Source organism: Gordonibacter sp. 28C, assembly GCF_003339845.1.
GTDB lineage: Bacteria > Actinomycetota > Coriobacteriia > Coriobacteriales > Eggerthellaceae > Gordonibacter.
Genome location: NZ_PPTR01000005.1, coordinates 109,378 through 125,937, shown reverse-complemented (window position 1 = coordinate 125,937; position 16,560 = coordinate 109,378). Strand labels below are relative to the sequence as shown.

At 70.3% G+C, this 16,560-nt stretch carries 12 protein-coding genes and 1 tRNA gene; 4 read left to right on the top strand and 9 right to left on the bottom strand.

Going from position 1 to position 16,560, the window contains the following annotated elements; genetic code table 11:
* Positions 1-3,150: a molybdopterin-dependent oxidoreductase gene (locus C1878_RS08140; RefSeq protein ID WP_369833649.1), complete on the bottom strand. Its 3,150-nt coding sequence runs from the start codon at positions 3,148-3,150 to the stop codon at positions 1-3.
* Between the two features lie 541 nt (positions 3,151-3,691).
* Here C1878_RS08140 and selD point away from each other — a divergent pair.
* Positions 3,692-4,786, top strand: a complete 1,095-nt coding sequence (gene selD, locus C1878_RS08130; protein WP_114601111.1) for a selenide, water dikinase SelD — start codon at positions 3,692-3,694, stop codon at positions 4,784-4,786.
* Between the two features lie 435 nt (positions 4,787-5,221).
* On the opposite strand, the gene C1878_RS08125 is transcribed toward selD, so the two are convergent.
* The 7 genes from C1878_RS08125 to C1878_RS08095 form a co-directional block, all read right to left on the bottom strand.
* Entirely contained in the window at positions 5,222-5,473 is a 252-nt protein-coding gene (locus C1878_RS08125; protein ID WP_114601110.1) for a putative Se/S carrier-like protein, read from the bottom strand.
* A 12-nt stretch (positions 5,474-5,485) separates the two neighbouring features.
* On the bottom strand, positions 5,486-6,094 hold the full coding sequence (gene yedF, locus C1878_RS08120) for a sulfurtransferase-like selenium metabolism protein YedF (RefSeq protein ID WP_199519312.1): 609 nt from the start codon (positions 6,092-6,094) through the stop codon (positions 5,486-5,488).
* Between the two features lie 34 nt (positions 6,095-6,128).
* Positions 6,129-7,289 (bottom strand): aminotransferase class V-fold PLP-dependent enzyme, encoded by a 1,161-nt coding sequence (locus C1878_RS08115; protein WP_114601109.1) that lies wholly within the window; start codon positions 7,287-7,289, stop codon positions 6,129-6,131.
* A gap of 105 nt (positions 7,290-7,394) precedes the next feature.
* Positions 7,395-8,147 (bottom strand): acyl-CoA dehydratase activase, encoded by a 753-nt coding sequence (locus C1878_RS08110; RefSeq protein WP_114601108.1) that lies wholly within the window; start codon positions 8,145-8,147, stop codon positions 7,395-7,397.
* 65 nt (positions 8,148-8,212) lie between these two features.
* Positions 8,213-8,596: a DUF3343 domain-containing protein gene (locus C1878_RS08105; protein ID WP_114601107.1), complete on the bottom strand. Its 384-nt coding sequence runs from the start codon at positions 8,594-8,596 to the stop codon at positions 8,213-8,215.
* A 4-nt stretch (positions 8,597-8,600) separates the two neighbouring features.
* Positions 8,601-9,878 carry a double-cubane-cluster-containing anaerobic reductase gene (locus C1878_RS08100; protein WP_114601106.1) on the bottom strand — a complete coding sequence of 426 codons (1,278 nt, stop codon included), beginning with the start codon at positions 9,876-9,878 and terminating at the stop codon, positions 8,601-8,603.
* 228 nt (positions 9,879-10,106) lie between these two features.
* Positions 10,107-11,348, bottom strand: coding sequence for a glycosyltransferase family 4 protein (locus tag C1878_RS08095; protein ID WP_158539762.1), 1,242 nt, complete (start codon positions 11,346-11,348; stop codon positions 10,107-10,109).
* Positions 11,349-11,436: 88 nt separating this feature from the next.
* On the opposite strand from C1878_RS08095, the gene selA reads away from it, so the two are divergent.
* The 3 genes from selA (at position 11,437) to C1878_RS16595 (ending at position 15,067) form a co-directional block, all read left to right on the top strand.
* Positions 11,437-12,900, top strand: coding sequence for an L-seryl-tRNA(Sec) selenium transferase (selA, locus tag C1878_RS08090; RefSeq protein WP_114601104.1), 1,464 nt, complete (start codon positions 11,437-11,439; stop codon positions 12,898-12,900).
* Positions 12,897-14,846 (top strand): selenocysteine-specific translation elongation factor, encoded by a 1,950-nt coding sequence (gene selB / locus C1878_RS08085; protein WP_241963663.1) that lies wholly within the window; start codon positions 12,897-12,899, stop codon positions 14,844-14,846. Before selA ends, selB begins: the two co-directional genes overlap by 4 nt.
* A 124-nt stretch (positions 14,847-14,970) precedes the next feature.
* A tRNA-Sec gene (locus C1878_RS16595) sits at positions 14,971-15,067 on the top strand.
* A 56-nt stretch (positions 15,068-15,123) separates the two neighbouring features.
* On the opposite strand, the gene C1878_RS08080 is transcribed toward C1878_RS16595, so the two are convergent.
* Entirely contained in the window at positions 15,124-16,545 is a 1,422-nt protein-coding gene (locus tag C1878_RS08080) for an APC family permease (RefSeq protein WP_114601103.1), read from the bottom strand.
* Positions 16,546-16,560 lie beyond the last annotated feature (15 nt).

The window sequence follows — 16,560 nt, the reverse complement described above, 5'->3', positions numbered from 1 at the left end:
CTAGATCTTCTCGATGTCGACGAGGAACGCCTTGTACTCGGGCACCCAGCAGTTCGGGTCGCCCACGTTCGGCGGCAGGTCGTTGACGATGTCGCCCGTGGCGTACTCGCCCGCCCAGCCGAAGTGGTGCGTCATGCCCACCTGGTGCACGGTCTTGCCGTCCACCGTGAACGGCTTGAAGCGCGGCGTGACCAAGGCCATGACCTCGACCGAGCCGCGGTTGTTGCGCACGCGGACCTTCTCGCCGTTCTTGATGCCGCGCTCCTCGGCAAGCTCCAGCGACATCTCCACGAACTGCTCGGGCATGGCCTCGACCAGGGCCGGGCACGTGCGGGTCTGGCCACCGGTCTGCCAGTGCTCGGTGACCGAGTAGGTGGTCACCGCGATGGGGAACTCGGAGCGGTCGCCGCGCTTGACCGACTCGAACTCGGCGAAACGCACGCACGGCGAGTTCTGACGGCCGTTCAGCTGGTTGTCGGCCGGGCTCTCGAAGGGCTCGAAGTGCTCGGGCAAGGGCCCGTCGCCCATGCTGTAGCTCTCCAGGCGCGCGTGCTGCTCCCAGAGCATCATGAACGCCTTGTTGTTCGGCGGCACGGGGGTTCCGTTGGACACGGCCACGAAGTCGCCCACGTCGTTCTGCACCCACTTCTCGCCCGTCCATTCCACGAGCGCGCGGTCCGGGTTCCACGGCTTGCCCTCCATGTCGGCGGAGGCGCGGTTGTAGATGATGCGGCGGTTGAGCGGCCAGGCGAACGAGAACTTCGGGTAAAGGCCCAGCCCCGAGGGATCCTCGGTGTTGCGGCCGCCGGCGGCCTGCTCGGCCGGATCGAGCGGCGCGTCGTTGTTGGCCCAGAAGCCGGTGTAGATCCACATGCCGCAGGCCGTGGTTCCGTCGGCCTTCAGGTTCGCGAACGAGGAGAGCAGCTCGGTCTTCGGGGCGGCCGAGGTCGTGTCGCACTCGGTGCCATCGTACACGTAGCCGTTGAGGGCCCAGTTCACGGGACGCGGGTCGATCTTGCCGTCCACGTAGTAGTCCCACTTCGTGTTCACGATGGGTTCGGGCGCCACGCCGCCTTCCTTCTTGTAGAGGTCGACGATGGCCGTCCACAGCACGTCGCAGATCTCGTAATCGGGCTTGGCCTCGTCCCACGGCTCGACGGCCTGGTTGCGCCACTGCAGCCAGCGGCCGGAGTTCGCGATGATGCCGGGCTTCTCGTAGATGAGCGCCGCCGGCAGGAAGTACACCGTGGTGTCGACGTCGGCCGGGTTCATGTCGGGGGCCTTCCAGAAGCAGGCCGACTCCGTCTCCACCCAGTCGGCCACCACGAGCCAGTCGAGGTTCGCCATGGCGCGGCGCACGTTGCTGGCGTTCGGGGCCGAGTGGCAGGGGTTCATGCCCCAGTTGAAGTAGCCCTTGATGATGCCCTGGCTCATGAGCTCGAACGAGCCGATGATGGAGTAGTCGGGGCTCTTCGGCACCTTCGGCCACCAGTCGTAGCCGTAGTCGTTGTCGACCGTGGCCGCGTCGCCGAACCATTCCTTGAGCGCGGACACGACGAACTTCGGCTTGTTGGTGTAGTAGCCGTCGGAGTACGTCTCCTTCTCGCACCACGCGCGCAGAGACGGCGTTCCGTACTCGGTGGGCCAGTTCAGGTAGCCGGGTTGGTTCGCCACGAGCATGCCCATGTCGGTGGCTCCCTGCACGTTGGGCTCGCCGCGCAGCGCGTTCACGCCGCCGCCGGCCACGCCCACGTTGCCCAGCAAGAGCTGCAGGATGCCCATGGAGCGGCAGTTCTGCGCGCCGTAGGTGTGCTGCGTCTGGCCGAGCGCGTACAGGATGGTGCCGGACTTGTCGGGGGCGCCGGTGGAGGCGTACGTGGCGTACACCTTCTCCAGGATCTCCTTGTCCATGCCGCACACGCTGGACACGGTGTCCAGGTCGTAGCGGGAGTAGTGCTTCTTCATCTGCTGGAACACGCACATCGGGTCCGTGAGCGTCATGTCGCGCTTCGGCACCTCGACGACGGGCGGCGTGAACTCGGGCACGCCCTCGGCCGCGGCCCAGGCGTAGGCTCCGCCCTCGGAGGTGTCCCATTCCTTCGTGGACTCCACCTGGTAGTGCCAGGTGTGGTTGTCGTAAGTGGCGGTGTCCTCGTCGAAGCCCGAGAAGATGCCCTCGTTCACGTCGAACGAGTACTGCTCGTCGAGCAGGTACGACGCGTTCGTGTAGTTCAGCACGTACTCGTGCTGCCACAGGTCGTGCTCGATGATGTAGTTGAACAGGCCGCCGTAGAAGGCGATGTCGGTGCCCGAGCGGATGGGGCAGTAGATGTCGGCCATCTCGGCGGAGCGGGTGTAGCGCGGGTCCACGACGATCCACGTGGCGCCGCGGTCGAGCGCTTTTTGAACCCATTTCGACGAAACGGGGTGGTTCTCAACGTTGTTGGAGCCGATGGTCATGATGACGTCGGCGTTCTGCATGTCGCAATAGTGGTTCGTCATCGAACCGCGACCGAAGGTTGCTGCCAGACCGGCAACGGTGGGGCTGTGTCAAACACGCGCCTGGTTGTCGATGGCGATGACTCCCAGCGAGCGCATCATCTTGTTGATGAGGTACTCTTCCTCGGAGTTCTGCTGGCTGCCGCCCAGGCTGGCTATGCCGTGGCAGCGGTTCACCGTGATGCCGTTGGCCACCGTCTCGAACGTGGCGTCGCGCGTTTTCTTGACCCAGTTCGCGATTTCGGCGACGGCGTCGTCCCAGGTGATGTCCTCCCACTCGGAGGCGCCGGGACGGCGGACCATCGGCTTGGTCTTGCGGTTGGTGTTCTTGATGATCTCGCGCGTGTCGGGGTCGACGACGTTGCGCAGCTGGAACATGGTGGCGCCCTTCGGGCACAAACCGCCCTCGTTGATGGGATGGTCGGGATCGCCTTCGATGTTCACGAGCTCGCCATCGCGCGTGGAGCAGATCACGCCGCATCCGCCCGAGCAATAGCAGCAGATGTTCGTGTACTCCTCCGTGTTCACGAGCTTCCAGTCGGCGGACGGCTCAACGGCCAGCGCCTCCGACTGCGAGGACAGTTCGAATGCCATGCTCGTTGCGAACGCTGCGCCGGCGGCTTTGAAAAAGCCCCTGCGTGACAGGTTCATGGTCCTCAGTTCCTTCCTACTCGTCTGATAGGGTTCCTGCATGGGGACCGTGCGCAGAGGCGAGGCGACCGAGGGCCGGAGGGTACGGCTCGTTTCGCGACGCGGTCCGGCCCGCAGCGGGCCGCCGGCACGGCGCCCTCCGCCGTCCGGTGCGAAAAGCGTACCATGGCAGCTTGAAGGAGGCTCCGCAGGGCGGAGCATGCTCTTCGTAAGGTTTTCGGCGAAAGGCTATCGATTGGGTTTCCTTTGCCGTGAGCGGTATGTTTTCGCAGGTGAAAGACAGTGTGAGGCGGCGAGCGGTCAGGAGAGCAAGCCACTGGGCGGCGGCCGGGTTTCGGCCTGCGCGCCCAACGGGTCGGCCACCGGCGCGGCGGCGCAGGTTCTCGCACCGACGGTAACCGCGAGGCCCCGGCTCGGCACCGCCCGTTCGCGGCGAAGCGCCGTCCTGCTATACTGGCTGCGGACGAGGAGCCGACCGCAGCCCACGCGTCGAAGACGCGGACGTGGCGAAGCGGCGAAGGCGGAACGGAAGGGAGGCTCCGTGGGCGAGCTCGAGCGCATCAAACTGACGAGGCTCACGTCGAAGGGCGGTTGAGCGGCGAAGTGGGGTCCGGGAGACCTCGACGACATCTTGGCGTCGCTCGCGGCGGCGACCGGCGCGGAAGGCGGCGGTCGGGAGGGAGTGCCGGGGGCCGACCGGCTGCTGCTGGGTTTCGGCACGTGCGACGACGCGGCCGTGTGGAAGCTTTCCGACGACGCGGCGGCCGTGCTCACCGTGGACTTCTTCACGCCCATCGTGGACGACCCGTACGAGTTCGGGCGCGTGGCGGCGGCCAACGCGCTCTCCGACGTGTTCGCCATGGGGGCCGTTCCGCACGTGGCGCTGAACCTGCTGGCGCTGGACTGCACGCTGGGACCCGACGTGGCCGGCGCCATCCTGCGCGGCGGCGCGGACGCCGTGCGCGAGGCGGGCGCGGTGGTGGCCGGGGGGCACACCATCGACGACGCCGAGCCGAAGTACGGCCTTGCCGTGTTCGGCACCGTGCATCCCGACCGTATCGTGCGCAACGCCGGCGCGCTTCCGGGAGACGCGCTGTACCTGACGAAACCCCTGGGAACCGGCATCATGGTGGCCGCGCGCGCCTGCGATTTGGTGGACGACGCGGGCCTGCGCCCGGCAGTGGAGTCGATGATGGAGCTGAACGCCGCAGGGGCCGCCGCGCTTGCGGAATCCGGCGTGCACGCCGCCACCGACGTGACGGGCTTCGGCCTGGCAGGGCACCTGCACGAGCTCTTGGAGGCGAGCGGCTGCGCCGCCGCGCTCGACTTCGCGGCGCTGCCGCTGTTCGACGGCGTGTGGGAGCACGCGAGCGCCTATTGCCGCCCGAACCGCCTGTTCACCATCATGGACCAAGCCGAGGGCTACGTGGCGCAGGGCGCGCTGGACGACGAGGAGTACGACAACCGCCTGGCCGTGATCTGCGATCCGCAGACCTCCGGCGGCCTGCTCGCCGCCGTTCCGCCCGAGGCGATGGACGCCTTCGAGCGCGCCTTCGAGGCCCGCACCGGGCGGCCGCCCGCGCTCATCGGCCGCGTGGAGGCCGGCGAGGCGGGCGCGATCCGCTTCGCGGGGTAACAGCGCGACGAGCGCCGGCTTCCCGGCGTCTCGAGGCCCGCGGAGGGCGCGCGGCGATTACCTTTCCCGTGCGCTTGGGCCGACTCCTTCGCGTCGGGTCTCACCTGGCACGCGTGGCGATTCGTCGCGTTTTTCGACCGCGAATCGCCACGAGTGCACCCGCAAGGTCGATTCCTGAGCAGAATTGACGGTAGGTACGGATTCCGCACGCCCAAACCCTCCCGAACGGTGTCTTCGGCTGCCTTTTCGCTCGCTTCCCCTATGCTTAGATTTCGCGAACTGGGAAAACGCGCTTCGATGCGCTCCAGCCCCTTCCATCTCGCGTACCCTACCGTCAATTCTGCTCAGAAAACGGCGTCTCTTTTGCTTTGAGACCCGACGCGAGATCTGCAGGCGGGCTTTCGCACGCCGGATAGCCGCGCGGAGGGGAAATCGCTACAACCTCTCCAGCAGACGGTACTCCCCCGCCTCGTCGGCGTAGAGGGCGGCCAGGCCGCGGGCCTCGTCGACGGTGGCGGCGAGCGCGGCGGCCGCCCTCTCGTCGTCGGCCTCGAAGCGCAGCGTCATGCCGCAGCTCGCGGTGATGGCGCGCGGCGTGGGGATAACGGCGGGACGCGCGGCGGCGAGCGCTTTGTTGGCGGCCATGGCCGCGTGGGTGGACTCGAACGCCAGAAGGAAGCGGGGCACGGGGCGGCCCTCCTACAGCGTGATGACCTTGGCCGCCTCCTGCATGCGGCCAAGGATGTCGTACATGTTGGACACCTCGCCCACGGCCAGCTGGTCCTTGCAGCCGTAGAAGTCCAGGCACGTGCCGCACACGAGCACCTCGGTGCCCTTCTCGGCAAGCGCGCTCACATGATCTGCCACCTGCTGCTCGCCGCCGGCCACGAGCTTCACGCCGGAGTTCATGAACAGCAGCGACGCGGGCACGTCGTCGGACTCGGACAGGGTGTACAGCGCCATCTTCATGAGGTTGTAGCCGAGCTCTCCGTCGCCCTCCCCCACGTGGTCCTTGCCCACGAACACGGCGTAACCGCAACCCGCGCCCGGCGCGCAGGCGGTGCCCGTCGGCGCGGGGGCCGGTGCCGGGGCTTCGCCGTCGCCTTCGGCGAACGAGACGAGCCAGCCGCCCTCGATGTCGTCCACGGACACGGCCAAGCCCGTCTTGCCGCCCAGGCGCGTGAGGTTCTTCACGGCCGTCTCGTTGTCCACCTGCACGGACAGCTCGCGGCAGCCCGCGTCGATCTCCTTCTTCGCCAGCACGAGCGGCTTGGGGCACTGCATGCCGAATGCGTCGATGACCTTCATGATCGGTTCCTTTCGTCGTGCGATTGAATCATCGTCAGTTGTTTGCCACATAGGGGCAGCCGCTCGCGACGGCCGCCAGCGCTTCCAGGCCCTCGTCAATCTCGTCCTCGGTGGTGAAGCTGGAGAAGCTGAAGCGCACTGCGCCCCGCTCCTCCGTGCCGAGCGCGCGGTGCATGAGCGGGGCGCAATGGGCTCCCGCGCGCGTGCAGATGCCGAACTCGTTGGACAGCCGGTCGGCCACGAGCGCCGAGTCGGCCCCCGCCACGTCCACGGCCACGATGCCGCAGCGGTCGACGCCGCCGTGGCCGCCCAGCACGCGCACGCCCGGAACGGCGAGCGCGCCGGCCTCGAAGCGCTCCGTGAGCGCGCGCAGGCGCGCGGCCACGTTGTCCACGCCTTCGCGCTCCAGGTAGGCCACCCCGGCCGCCAGGCCCGCCAAGCCGTGCGCGTTGAGCGTGCCGGCCTCCAGCGCCTCGGGCATGAAGCGCGGGTGCCGCTCGTCGAAGCTGTGCGTGCCGGAGCCGCCCTCCAGAAGCGGCGGCACGTCCACGCCCTCCGCCACGCAAAGGCCGCCCGTGCCCTGCGGGCCGTACAGTCCCTTGTGCCCGGTGAAGCACACGACGTCGGCGCCGAGCTTCCCCTGATCCAGCGGCAGCGCGCCCGCCGTCTGGGCGGCGTCGAGCACGAAGAGCGCCCCCGCCTCGTGGGCGAGCCGCGCCATGCGCGCCACGTCGTACACGTCGCCCGTGAGGTTCGACGCGTGCGTGGCCGCCACCACGTCGGCCCCGCCCTCCAGCAGCCGTTCGTAGGCCGCGAAGTCGAGCGCCCCATCCGGCCCGACGGGCGCGACGTCCACCGTGCAGCCCCGCTCGTCGCGGGCCTTGTACAGCGGCCGCAGCACGGAGTTGTGCGAAGCGGCCGTCGTCACGGCGCGCCCTCCCGCGGGCAGCAGCCCCGCGAGCGCGATGTTGAGCGCCATCGTGGCGTTCGCCGCGAACGACACGCGCGCCGCCGAGGGCGCGCCCAAAAGCCGCGCCACCTTGTCGCGCGCGTCGTACACGGCCATGCCGGCGTCGAGCGACGCCTCGTGCACGCCGCGCCCCACGCCGCCGAACGAGCCGATGGCCGCGGCCACGGCCTGGGCCACCTCGGGCGGCTTGCGCCGGGTGGTGGCCGCGTTGTCGAAGTAGATCATGTGCGAGCCTTTCCGTTTACTCTCCGCATCATAGCATCTCCCCGCGCCGCGTCCGCGATCGTTCCCGCGCGGCGCGGAACCGACAGCGAAGCGACACCTGCCGCGTCACGGCATCGCACTGAGCGCCGCGCCCAGGGCGCCGGCGAAGCGGGCCTCGGGGCAGGTGCCCACCGGCTTTCCCAGGTGCGCGGCCAGACGCTCCACCACGTAGCCGTTGTCGCACAGCCCTCCGGTGAGGAAGTACGCCTCGCCCGGCATCTGCGCGGCGAGCGTCGCCACGCGCGCCACCACGGACTCGACGACGCCGTTGGCTATGTTCTCGCGCGGCTCCCCCTTGCCCACGAGCGATATGACCTCGGACTCGGCGAACACGGTGCACATGTTCGAGATGGCGGTGGGGCTGCCGGCCCGCGCGAGGCGGGCGAGCTCGTCTTGGTCGACCGCCAGGCGGTCGGCCATGATCTCCAAGAAGCGCCCCGTGCCGGCCGAGCACTTGTCGTTCATCACGAACTTCTTCACCGCGCCGCCCTTCAGCACGATGACCTTCGTGTCCTGGCCGCCCACGTCCACCACCGTGCCGTCGCGTCCGAACAGGCGCGCGGCGCCGCGGCCGTGGCAGGTGATCTCGGTCACCACCTTGTCGGCGTACGGCACGGCCACGCGCCCGTATCCGGTGGCCACGCAGGAGCCGTCGCGCACGTCGATGCCCGCGTCGTCCAGCAGCGCGCGCACGCGCCGGGCGGCGTCCACGCTGCTGAAGCCCGTGGGGCACAGGAACGTGCGCGCAAGCGCGCCGTCGGCGTCCAGCACGGCGACCTTCGTGGCGGTTGACCCCACGTCGATGCCCACGTAATGCATGGTTCTCCCTTTCCTTGCGAGGACAAGGGCCCGGCTTTCGCGTTGCCGGACCCTTGCCGCGCTTCTTAGCAGTAACGGTCCCGGTCGGGACGTATCTGGCGCGCGAGGCGCGCCACGCCCTCCACGTGGGCGCCGCATTCCCGTGCGACGTCGCGGATGCGCGCCTCGTCGTCGCACGACACGAGCAGGCTCATGCCGCAGGTGGCTCGCGCAGCGCGCGGCGTGGGCGCGATGCGCGAGTCCACGCCGGCGTCCTTCAACGCGGCGAACAGCGCGAGCCCGTCGGTGTGGCCGCGGAACAGCACGTAGCAGTCCACGGGCCCCTCCGGCGCCCCTTCCGCAGGCGCCTCCGCCCGCCCGCCTCCGCGGCCGCCCGGACCGAGCGGGCCCGCATGCGCGCTGGGCTCGGCCCCCTCGCCGCGCTCGCGGCCTTCTCCGGCGGGTTCCACGGGCCTATTCCCCCAGCATTTCCACGAACGCGCCCACGCGCGTGCGCAGCTGCTCGGCGTCGTTGTCGGCGTAGTCCGTCTCCAGCGCCAGCACCGGAATGCCCTCGGCCTCGAGCGCCGCGGCCAGGCTCGGCTTCTCCACGTTGTAGAGCGTGCAGAACTTCAGGTTCGCATCGATCACGCCGTCCACGTGGTACTCCTTCGCCATGCGCACGACGTCGTCCACGCGGCCGGGGTTGGGCGTGAAGCAGGCGCAGTTATTCTTCATGTAGCGTTCGCTCAGGGCTTTGAACTGATCCTCCAGCGTGTCGGCGCGCTCGTCCACCAGGTTCTCGAAGTAGCGCGTGCCCGTGCACATCTCCTCGCACACCACGGCCGCTCCGCTCGTCTCGACGATGTGGTGCAGCTTCCAGTTCGGGATGGCCAGCGGCGTGCCCGTCACCAGGATGCGCTTCGTGCCCGCCGGGAACACGCTCACGCCGTCGGCGACGCGCTGCTCCAGCTCGTCGGCCAGCTTGTTCGCCATCTCGGCGCAGCGGGCCGGGTCGTCGAAGAACGCGATCTGCACCATGAGCAGGGCGTCCTTGCCGCTGATGGGAATGCAGTTCCTCGCCTTGCGCACCTCGAACACCCGCGCGAGGGCGCGGCGCTTCTCGTTGACCAGCTTGATGGCCGCACCCAGGTTCTCGGCCGTGAGCGCGCGTCCCGTGACGTCTTCCACCTCGGCCGCGAAGTCCGCGATCTCGTCCGTCCACTTGTCGACGTCCTTCTGCCGCTTCATCTGGGGCATGTCCATGACGTAGGTGCGCTTGTCGGCGCCGAGTATCTCGTAGGCCTTCTTCTTGGCGTCGCACGTCGTCTCGCCCACGTACATGTCGGCCACGCTGAAGTAAGGGCAGGTCTTGCCGAAGTGAGCGCCCAGCGACGCCTTCACCAGCGGGCACGTGTCGCTCGGCAGCACCTTCTCGCCCGCGGGCACCCAGAACTGCGAGCCGCCGCAGAGCCCCGTGACGGCGCCGCCGCAGGCGATGACCACCTCGTCGGGCACGAACACGCAGAACGTTCCGAACACCTTGTCGCCCTGCTTCTGCAGCTCGATGAGCTCGGCAGGGCGCACGCCGTGTATCTCGGACACGACGAAGTCGTAGAAGGCCATGTTCTCGGGGCGGTTGTCCTGGCTCAGGTACGTGTCGCCGAACGCGTCGGGCAGCACGGCGCACAGCTGGTCGTGCGTGTCCAGGTCCATGTCCAGGTCGGTCCACATCTGGCGGTAGTCGGTCATAGCGTCCTCCTCGCAGGGGTCTGCGTCTCGTCTTCTCGTCTTTCGTTGCAAAGCCGCTCGCAGGCATGCGGAAGCGCCGCCCGGAACGGCGGTGCAGAACGGGCGGGCGCGGGGCAGAGACGCGCTCGCCGGCTTCCCTTGAAGCACGGTGATGGGGCCGAACGTCCCTTTGCGCAGAAACGGGAGGTGCGCACGGAGGCAGAAGCGCGCACCGGGATCGTGGGGCCGTTAACGCAGATTATAGCGCGCTTCGGCCGCCTGGGCCATGACGTCCGCCATCGCGTCGGCCACGTGCTCCCATGACAGGCCGCTCGTGTCGCACGGGCGCGGCGGCAGCGCCAGCGCCTCCTCGACGGCGCGGGCGAGCCGGCGCTCGAACGCGGGCAGCGCCGCCGGGTCCGGCTCGTCGACGCCGAGCATGCGCGGCGGCTCCACGTAGACGACGGGCGCGGCGGGGACGCTCTCGGCGAGCCACGGGCGGATGCCCGGCAGGTCGGTCGCGACCACCTTGCAGCCGCAGGCCAGCGCCTCCACCACCACGAGCGGCAGGCCCTCGAAGAACGACGGCAGCACGAACACGTCTGCGCGGCGGTAGGCGCGGGCCAGCTCGCCTTGCGGGAGCTTGCCCAAAAACTCCACCGGGTGCCGGCACGCGCGGGCCCGCGCGCGGATGCGCTCGTACTCGTCCGCCGCGCCCGCGCCGCCTGCCAGGCGCAGACGCAGCCCCGCCGGCCCCGCGTCCATCCGGTCGATGGCCGCGAGCAGGCTCGCCACGCCCTTCTTGTCCGCGATCTTGCCCGCGTACACGAGCTCGGCCGGGCGCGGGCGCGTCTCCGCCGAAGCGGTCGGGCGCGCTTCGGGCCCTCGCGAGAACACGTCTTTGTTGTAGCCCGTGCCGATCACGTGGATGCGCGCCGGGTCGGCGCCGTAGGCGCGCTCGATTTGGTGCTTCTGCTCGCCGTGCAGCGCGAACACGGCGTCCAGGCCGCGCACGCCCGCCACGATGCGCTCGCGCGCGAGGTCGTGCGAAGCCATCTGGCGCAGGTCGGTGGAATGCGACACAGCGCCCATGGCCCGATGCGGCAGGCGCTCTCGCGCGACGGCGGCCAGCAGGTACAGGTGGTGGCAGACGACCGCGTCGGGCCGGAAGGCGGCGTCCACCTCGGCCAATGCCGCCGAGAACGCCGCGTTGAAGCGCGCCGCCATGTCCGGCGTCAGGTCGCGGTAGCGCGTGGAGCGGTACGGCATCTCGTCGGACATGCCGACCACCGGGAAGGGCAGCTCGGCCGTCTCGAAGCGCACGGGGCGCACGAGCACGCCCGGCGGCAGGGCCGGCTCGTCGTGCGGTCCGACGCCGCACACGACGGCGGCCTCGTGCCCGGCGGCCACCTGGCAGCGCACCGTTTCGGCCAGGTACACGCCGCTGCCGGTGCTGTCGGGTTTCTGCGCGGTGACGTTGAGGATTCTCATAGCGCCATAGTAGCGTCTTTCCGGCATCCGGTCTATCGCGGCTTGGTATAATGGCTCGCAATCGACGACCATGAGAAAGGCCCCGCCCATGCCCACCGAAGCGTCCCGAGAACTGCTCCGCTCCCTCCCGCAAGTGGAGGAGGTGCTGCGCGCGCCGCGCATCGAGGCGCTTCTGGCCGACCTCCCCCGCCCCTTCGTGGTGGAGGCGGTGCGGGACGCGGTGGATGCGCTGCGCCGGCGTATCCTGGACGGCGAGCGCTGCGACGTGTCGGCAGAGCGCGTGGCCGAGGACGCCGCCGTGCGCGCGCTCGCGCTCACGCGCCCGTCGCTGCGGCGCGTGGTGAACGCGAGCGGCGTCATCGTGCACACGAACCTCGGGCGCAGCCCGCTCGCCCCCTCCGCCGTGGAGGCGGCGCTCGGCGTGGCGGGCGGCTACTCCACGTTGGAGTACGACACGGACCGCATGGCGCGCGGCAGCCGCCACGCCCACTGCGAGCACCTGATATGCGCGCTCACCGGCGCCGAGGCCGCCATCGCCGTGAACAACAACGCCGCGGCCGTCATGATGGTGCTCTCCGAGTTCGCAAGCGGGCACGAGGCCGTGGTGTCGCGCGGCGAGCTGGTGGAGATAGGCGGCTCGTTCCGCATCCCCGACATCATGGCGCTCTCGAGGGCCGCCATGGTGGAGGTGGGCACGACCAACAAGACGCACGAGGCCGACTACGAGCGCGCCTTGGGGCCCGACACGGCCATGCTGCTGAAGGTGCACCCGTCCAACTACCGGCTCATCGGCTTCACGGAGAGCGTGGGCGTGCGCGAGCTGCGCGCGCTGGCCGACGCCGAGAACGCCCGGCGCGAGGCGGCGGGCGCGGCGTCCGAGGCCCCCGACGTGCTCGTGTACGAGGACCAGGGGTCGGGCGCGCTCGTGCGCCTGGACGCGTTCGGCGCCTACGCCGAGCCGGCCGTGGCCGAGTCGCTGCGCGCGGGTTGCGACCTGGTGTCGTTCTCCGGCGACAAGCTGCTGGGCGGCCCGCAGGCCGGCATCGTCGTGGGGGCGAAGCGCCACATCGACCGCCTGAAGAACAACCCGCTCGCCCGCGCGCTGCGCCTGGACAAGATGACGCTCGCGGCCCTCGAGGCCACGCTGCGCCTGTACCTGGAACCCGAGCGCGCGCTGGCCGAGATACCCACGCTGCGCATGCTGGCCGAACCGGCCGAGGACGTGCGCGTGCGCGCCGACGCGCTGCTCGGCGCGGTGGAAGCCGCGCTGCCGACCGGATGCGCGGAGCTCGACGTGGTGGACGAGGTGGCCCGCGCCGGCGGCGGGGCGCTGCCCATGTGCGACATCCCCACGTTCTGCGTGCGCGTGACGTTCCTGCGCGGCGACGCGCTGGGCTGCGAGCGGCATCTGGTGAGCGAGCGCGCCGTGCCCGTGGTGGGACGCCTGAAGAAGGACGCCCTGCTGCTGGACGCGCGCACCGTGCTCGGCGAGGACGAGATGGCCGAGATCGCGGCGGGGCTCGCCGAGTACTTCGCCGAGGTGGCGGCGTGACGGGGGCCGCGGGCGCGCCCGAGCGCCACGTCGTGCTGGGCACGGCGGGGCACATCGACCACGGCAAGTCGTCGCTCGTGCAGGCGCTTACCGGCACCGACCCCGACCGCCTGGAGGAGGAGAAGCGCCGCGGCATCACCATCGAATTGGGCTTCGCGCAGCTCGACTTGCCGGACGGATCCTCCATGGGCGTGGTGGACGTGCCGGGCCACGAGCGGTTCGTGCGCCAGATGATAGCCGGTTCCACGGGCATCGACCTCGCGCTTCTGTGCATCGCGGCCGACGACGGCGTCATGCCGCAGACCGTGGAGCACCTGGCGGTGCTGGAGCTTCTGGGCATCGACCGCTGCGTGGTGGCGCTCACCAAGACCGACTTGGCGGACGGCGACTGGGCGGCGTTCATGGCCGACGAGGTGCGCGAGCGCCTGGCCGGCACCCCCTACGCCGACGCGCCCGTCGTCGCCGTCTCGGCGCGCACGGGCGCGGGCCTGGACGACCTGCGGGCCGAGCTCGCCCAGGCCGCCCAAGGACTCGCACGCGCGAAAGAGGGGTCGGCGGCCCGCCTGCCCGTGGACCGCGCGTTCACCATCAAGGGGTCCGGAACCGTGGTCACGGGCACGCTGTGGAGCGGTTCCGTGTCGGCCGGCGACGAGCTGGAGATACTGCCCGAGGGAACGCGGGCGCGCGTGCGATCCGCGCAGATCCACGGCCACGCGGTCGAGCGCGCCGACGCGGGCAACCGCGTGGCCCTCAACCTGGGCGCCGTGGGAACCGACGACGTGCGCCCCGGCACATGGGTGGCCACGCCCGGCGCGGTCGAGCCCACGGACCGCTTCGACGCGCGCCTCACGTACCTGGGCGCCGAAGGCGTGCCCGGAGCGCTCGCCACCGGCACGCGCGTGCGCGTGGCCCACGGCACCGCCGAGGTGGCGGGGCGCGTGCTGTTCATGGACGGCCGCCAGGAGCTCGCGCCGCGCGAGAGCGCCTACGCCCAGATCAGGCTGGACGAGCCGCTGCCCGTCTGCGGGGGCGACCGCTTCGTCGTGCGCTTCATGACACCCGTGCGCGTGATGGGCGGCGGCCAGGTGCTGCACGCGCACCCGCGCCGGCGCACGAACCTGAAGCCCGGTGAGGAGGCGCTGCTCGACGCGCTGCGCGCTGGCGACGAGGACGCGGCCTGCGACGCGGCCCTCGCGCTGGCCGGGCGGCCCGTCACGGCCGAAGAGCTCGCGCGCGCGGCCGGCATTCCCGCCGCCTCCGCCGTCCGGCGGCTCGAGGAGCGGTGCGCCGCGGGCGGGCTCGAGCGCCTGGGCGCGGGAGCCGGCGGCCACTTCGCCGAGCGCGCCGTGCTGCAGAAGCTCGACGCCGCGCTGGAGAACGCGCTCGTTCGCTTCCATGCCGAGCAGCCGGCGGCCACGGGCGTGTCGAAGAAGGCGCTCGCCGCCCGCCTGCCCGGCGCGCTCTCGGACGCGTGCGTCGACGCGCTGGTCGAGCGCGCCCGCGCCGACCAGCGCGTGGTGGTCGACGGCGGCCTGATCGGCCACCCCCGGGCCGGCGGGGGCGCCCGCAAGATGGAGGAGCAAGCCGCCGAGGCGCTGGCCGAGGCGCTGGCCGCAGCCGGTTCCGCACCGCCGAGCGTCCCGGAGCTCGTCGCGCAGACGGGCGTCGACTCCTCGGCGGCCCACCGCGCGCTCGGCGCGCTCGAGCGGGCCGGGCGCATCCGGCGCGTGAGCGGCGACTTCGCGTTCGACGCGGCCGCCTACGAGGCGCTCGAGCAGGCCGCCGTGCAGCTGCTGCGAACGCGGGAGGGCGCCACGGCGGCCGAGCTGCGCGACGCCATGGGCACGACGCGCAAGTACGCCATACCCCTGCTGGAGCACTTCGACGCCCAGGGCGTCACGCGCCGCGACGGCGACGTGCGCACGCTGGGCCCCAAGCGCGCGTGAAGCGCGATGGCGCGCGGACGAGGGGTTCCGCGCGCCATCCGAGCTGCAAGATGACGGTTTTTCGCATTTTGCGGCGTTTCGGGCATTTTTACCGTATTATGTTCAACGTTGCATTTTGCTCGATGGAGATGGATGGGTCCTGGTGGGCCCCGCGGCCTTCAAAGCCGTTGTGAGGCGCGCAGAACGTCTCGGGTGTGTTCGATTCGCACGCATCTCCGCCACTTGCACCCCTCGGGCCCTGTTGCCGCCGGAAGCCGGGCGACGCCCGCCCCGAAGCTCATCCCCCTATCTTCACCTCGCGCTTGAACCCGTAGCGCAGCACCAGGTAGTACACGATCCCCGCCGCCATCCAGATAAGGCCGAGCACCTTGGCCGGCACGTCGAGGCTCCACCACGTGTAGCCGATCACCGCGATACCGCACAGGGGCGACAGCAGGTGCGCCGCCCAGCGCCCGTCGCGTTTCTTCACGAAGAAGTACCCGATGACGGTGACGTGCAGCATGAGGAACGCCGTGAGCGCGCCGAAGTTCACGAACAGCGAGATGGTGTCGGTTCCCAGCCGCCCGAACGTCAACACCAGCACGAGCGTGAGCGCGCCCACGAAGAGCGACGCCACGTAGGGCGTGTGGTACTTCGGATGGATCCTCGCCAGCGGCTTCGGCAGCCCGCCGGCACGGCCCATGGCGAAGAGTATCCGCGACACGGCCGTCTGCGCGGCCAGCGCGGTGAAGATGCCCCAGGCGAGTGCCGTTGCAACCGCGCACACGATGTAGAGCCAGCGCCCGCCCACGACCTGCGCCACGAGGTAGAACGCGTTGCCCGAGTCGCCGGCGAACGCGGCTCCGTCGGGGCTGATGCAGCCCGCGACGTAGGTTTGCAGCACGAACAGGCTGCCCACGATGGCCAACGACGCCATCATGGCGCGGCCCGGGCCGCGGCGGCCGTCCTTCGCCTCCTCCGACAGCGTGGCGATGCCGTCGAAGCCCAGGAACGACAGCACGCCCAGGGACACGGCGCTCATCACGAGGTTCGGGTCGAACGTTGACGGGTTGAAGAAGGGGTCGAGCGTGAACCCGCGCGAAGCTGGGTCGGCGAGCAGCCACCGCACGCCCAGCACGACGAAGACGAGCAGCACGAGGACCTCCAGCACGAGCGCCACGCGGTTCACGATGTCGGTGAGACCGACGCCGCGCACGTTCACGAACGTGTTGGCCACCACGAACACCACGGCGAACGCCCACGGGGGCACCTCGGGCACGAGCCCGGACAGCGCCGTGGAGGCCACCACGTACATGAGCACGGGTATCAGCAGGTAGTCGAGCAGGAGCGTCCAGCCCGTCACGAAGCCGATGCCCTTGCCGAGGCCGCGCGAGGTGTAGGCGTACACCGAGCCCGCCACCGGCCACTCGCGGATGAGCATGCCGTAGGACAGCGCCGTGAACACCATGGCCAGCGTGCCCACGAGGTACACGAGCGCGGGCATGCCGCCCGACTCGGAGAACACGCCGCCGTAGATGCCCATGGGCGCGATGGGCACCATGAAGATGAGGCCGTACACGACCATGTCCGGCACCGTGAGCACGCGCTTGAGCTGCTGCGTTCCAGAGGCGGACGACTCGACGGAAGCGGCGCTCGATCCGGAGGAGGCCGCGTTCGCGCCCGAGGAACGCCGATTCGCTTCGTGTGCGGCTTTTGCCATGGGGCGGCTCCTTTC

What these genes read in the sequence shown, in the direction of transcription:
- C1878_RS08110 (WP_114601108.1), bottom strand. Translation starts at nt 8,147, where the DNA reads ATGCATTACGTGGGCATCGACGTGGGGTCAACCGCCACGAAGGTCGCC.
- C1878_RS08100 (WP_114601106.1), bottom strand. Translation starts at nt 9,878, where the DNA reads ATGACCGACTACCGCCAGATGTGGACCGACCTGGACATGGACCTGGAC.
- C1878_RS08115 (WP_114601109.1), bottom strand. Translation starts at nt 7,289, where the DNA reads ATGATCTACTTCGACAACGCGGCCACCACCCGGCGCAAGCCGCCCGAG.
- selA (WP_114601104.1), top strand. Translation starts at nt 11,437, where the DNA reads ATGCCCACCGAAGCGTCCCGAGAACTGCTCCGCTCCCTCCCGCAAGTG.
- yedF (WP_199519312.1), bottom strand. Translation starts at nt 6,094, where the DNA reads ATGAAGGTCATCGACGCATTCGGCATGCAGTGCCCCAAGCCGCTCGTG.
- C1878_RS08095 (WP_158539762.1), bottom strand. Translation starts at nt 11,348, where the DNA reads ATGAGAATCCTCAACGTCACCGCGCAGAAACCCGACAGCACCGGCAGC.
- C1878_RS08080 (WP_114601103.1), bottom strand. Translation starts at nt 16,545, where the DNA reads ATGGCAAAAGCCGCACACGAAGCGAATCGGCGTTCCTCGGGCGCGAAC.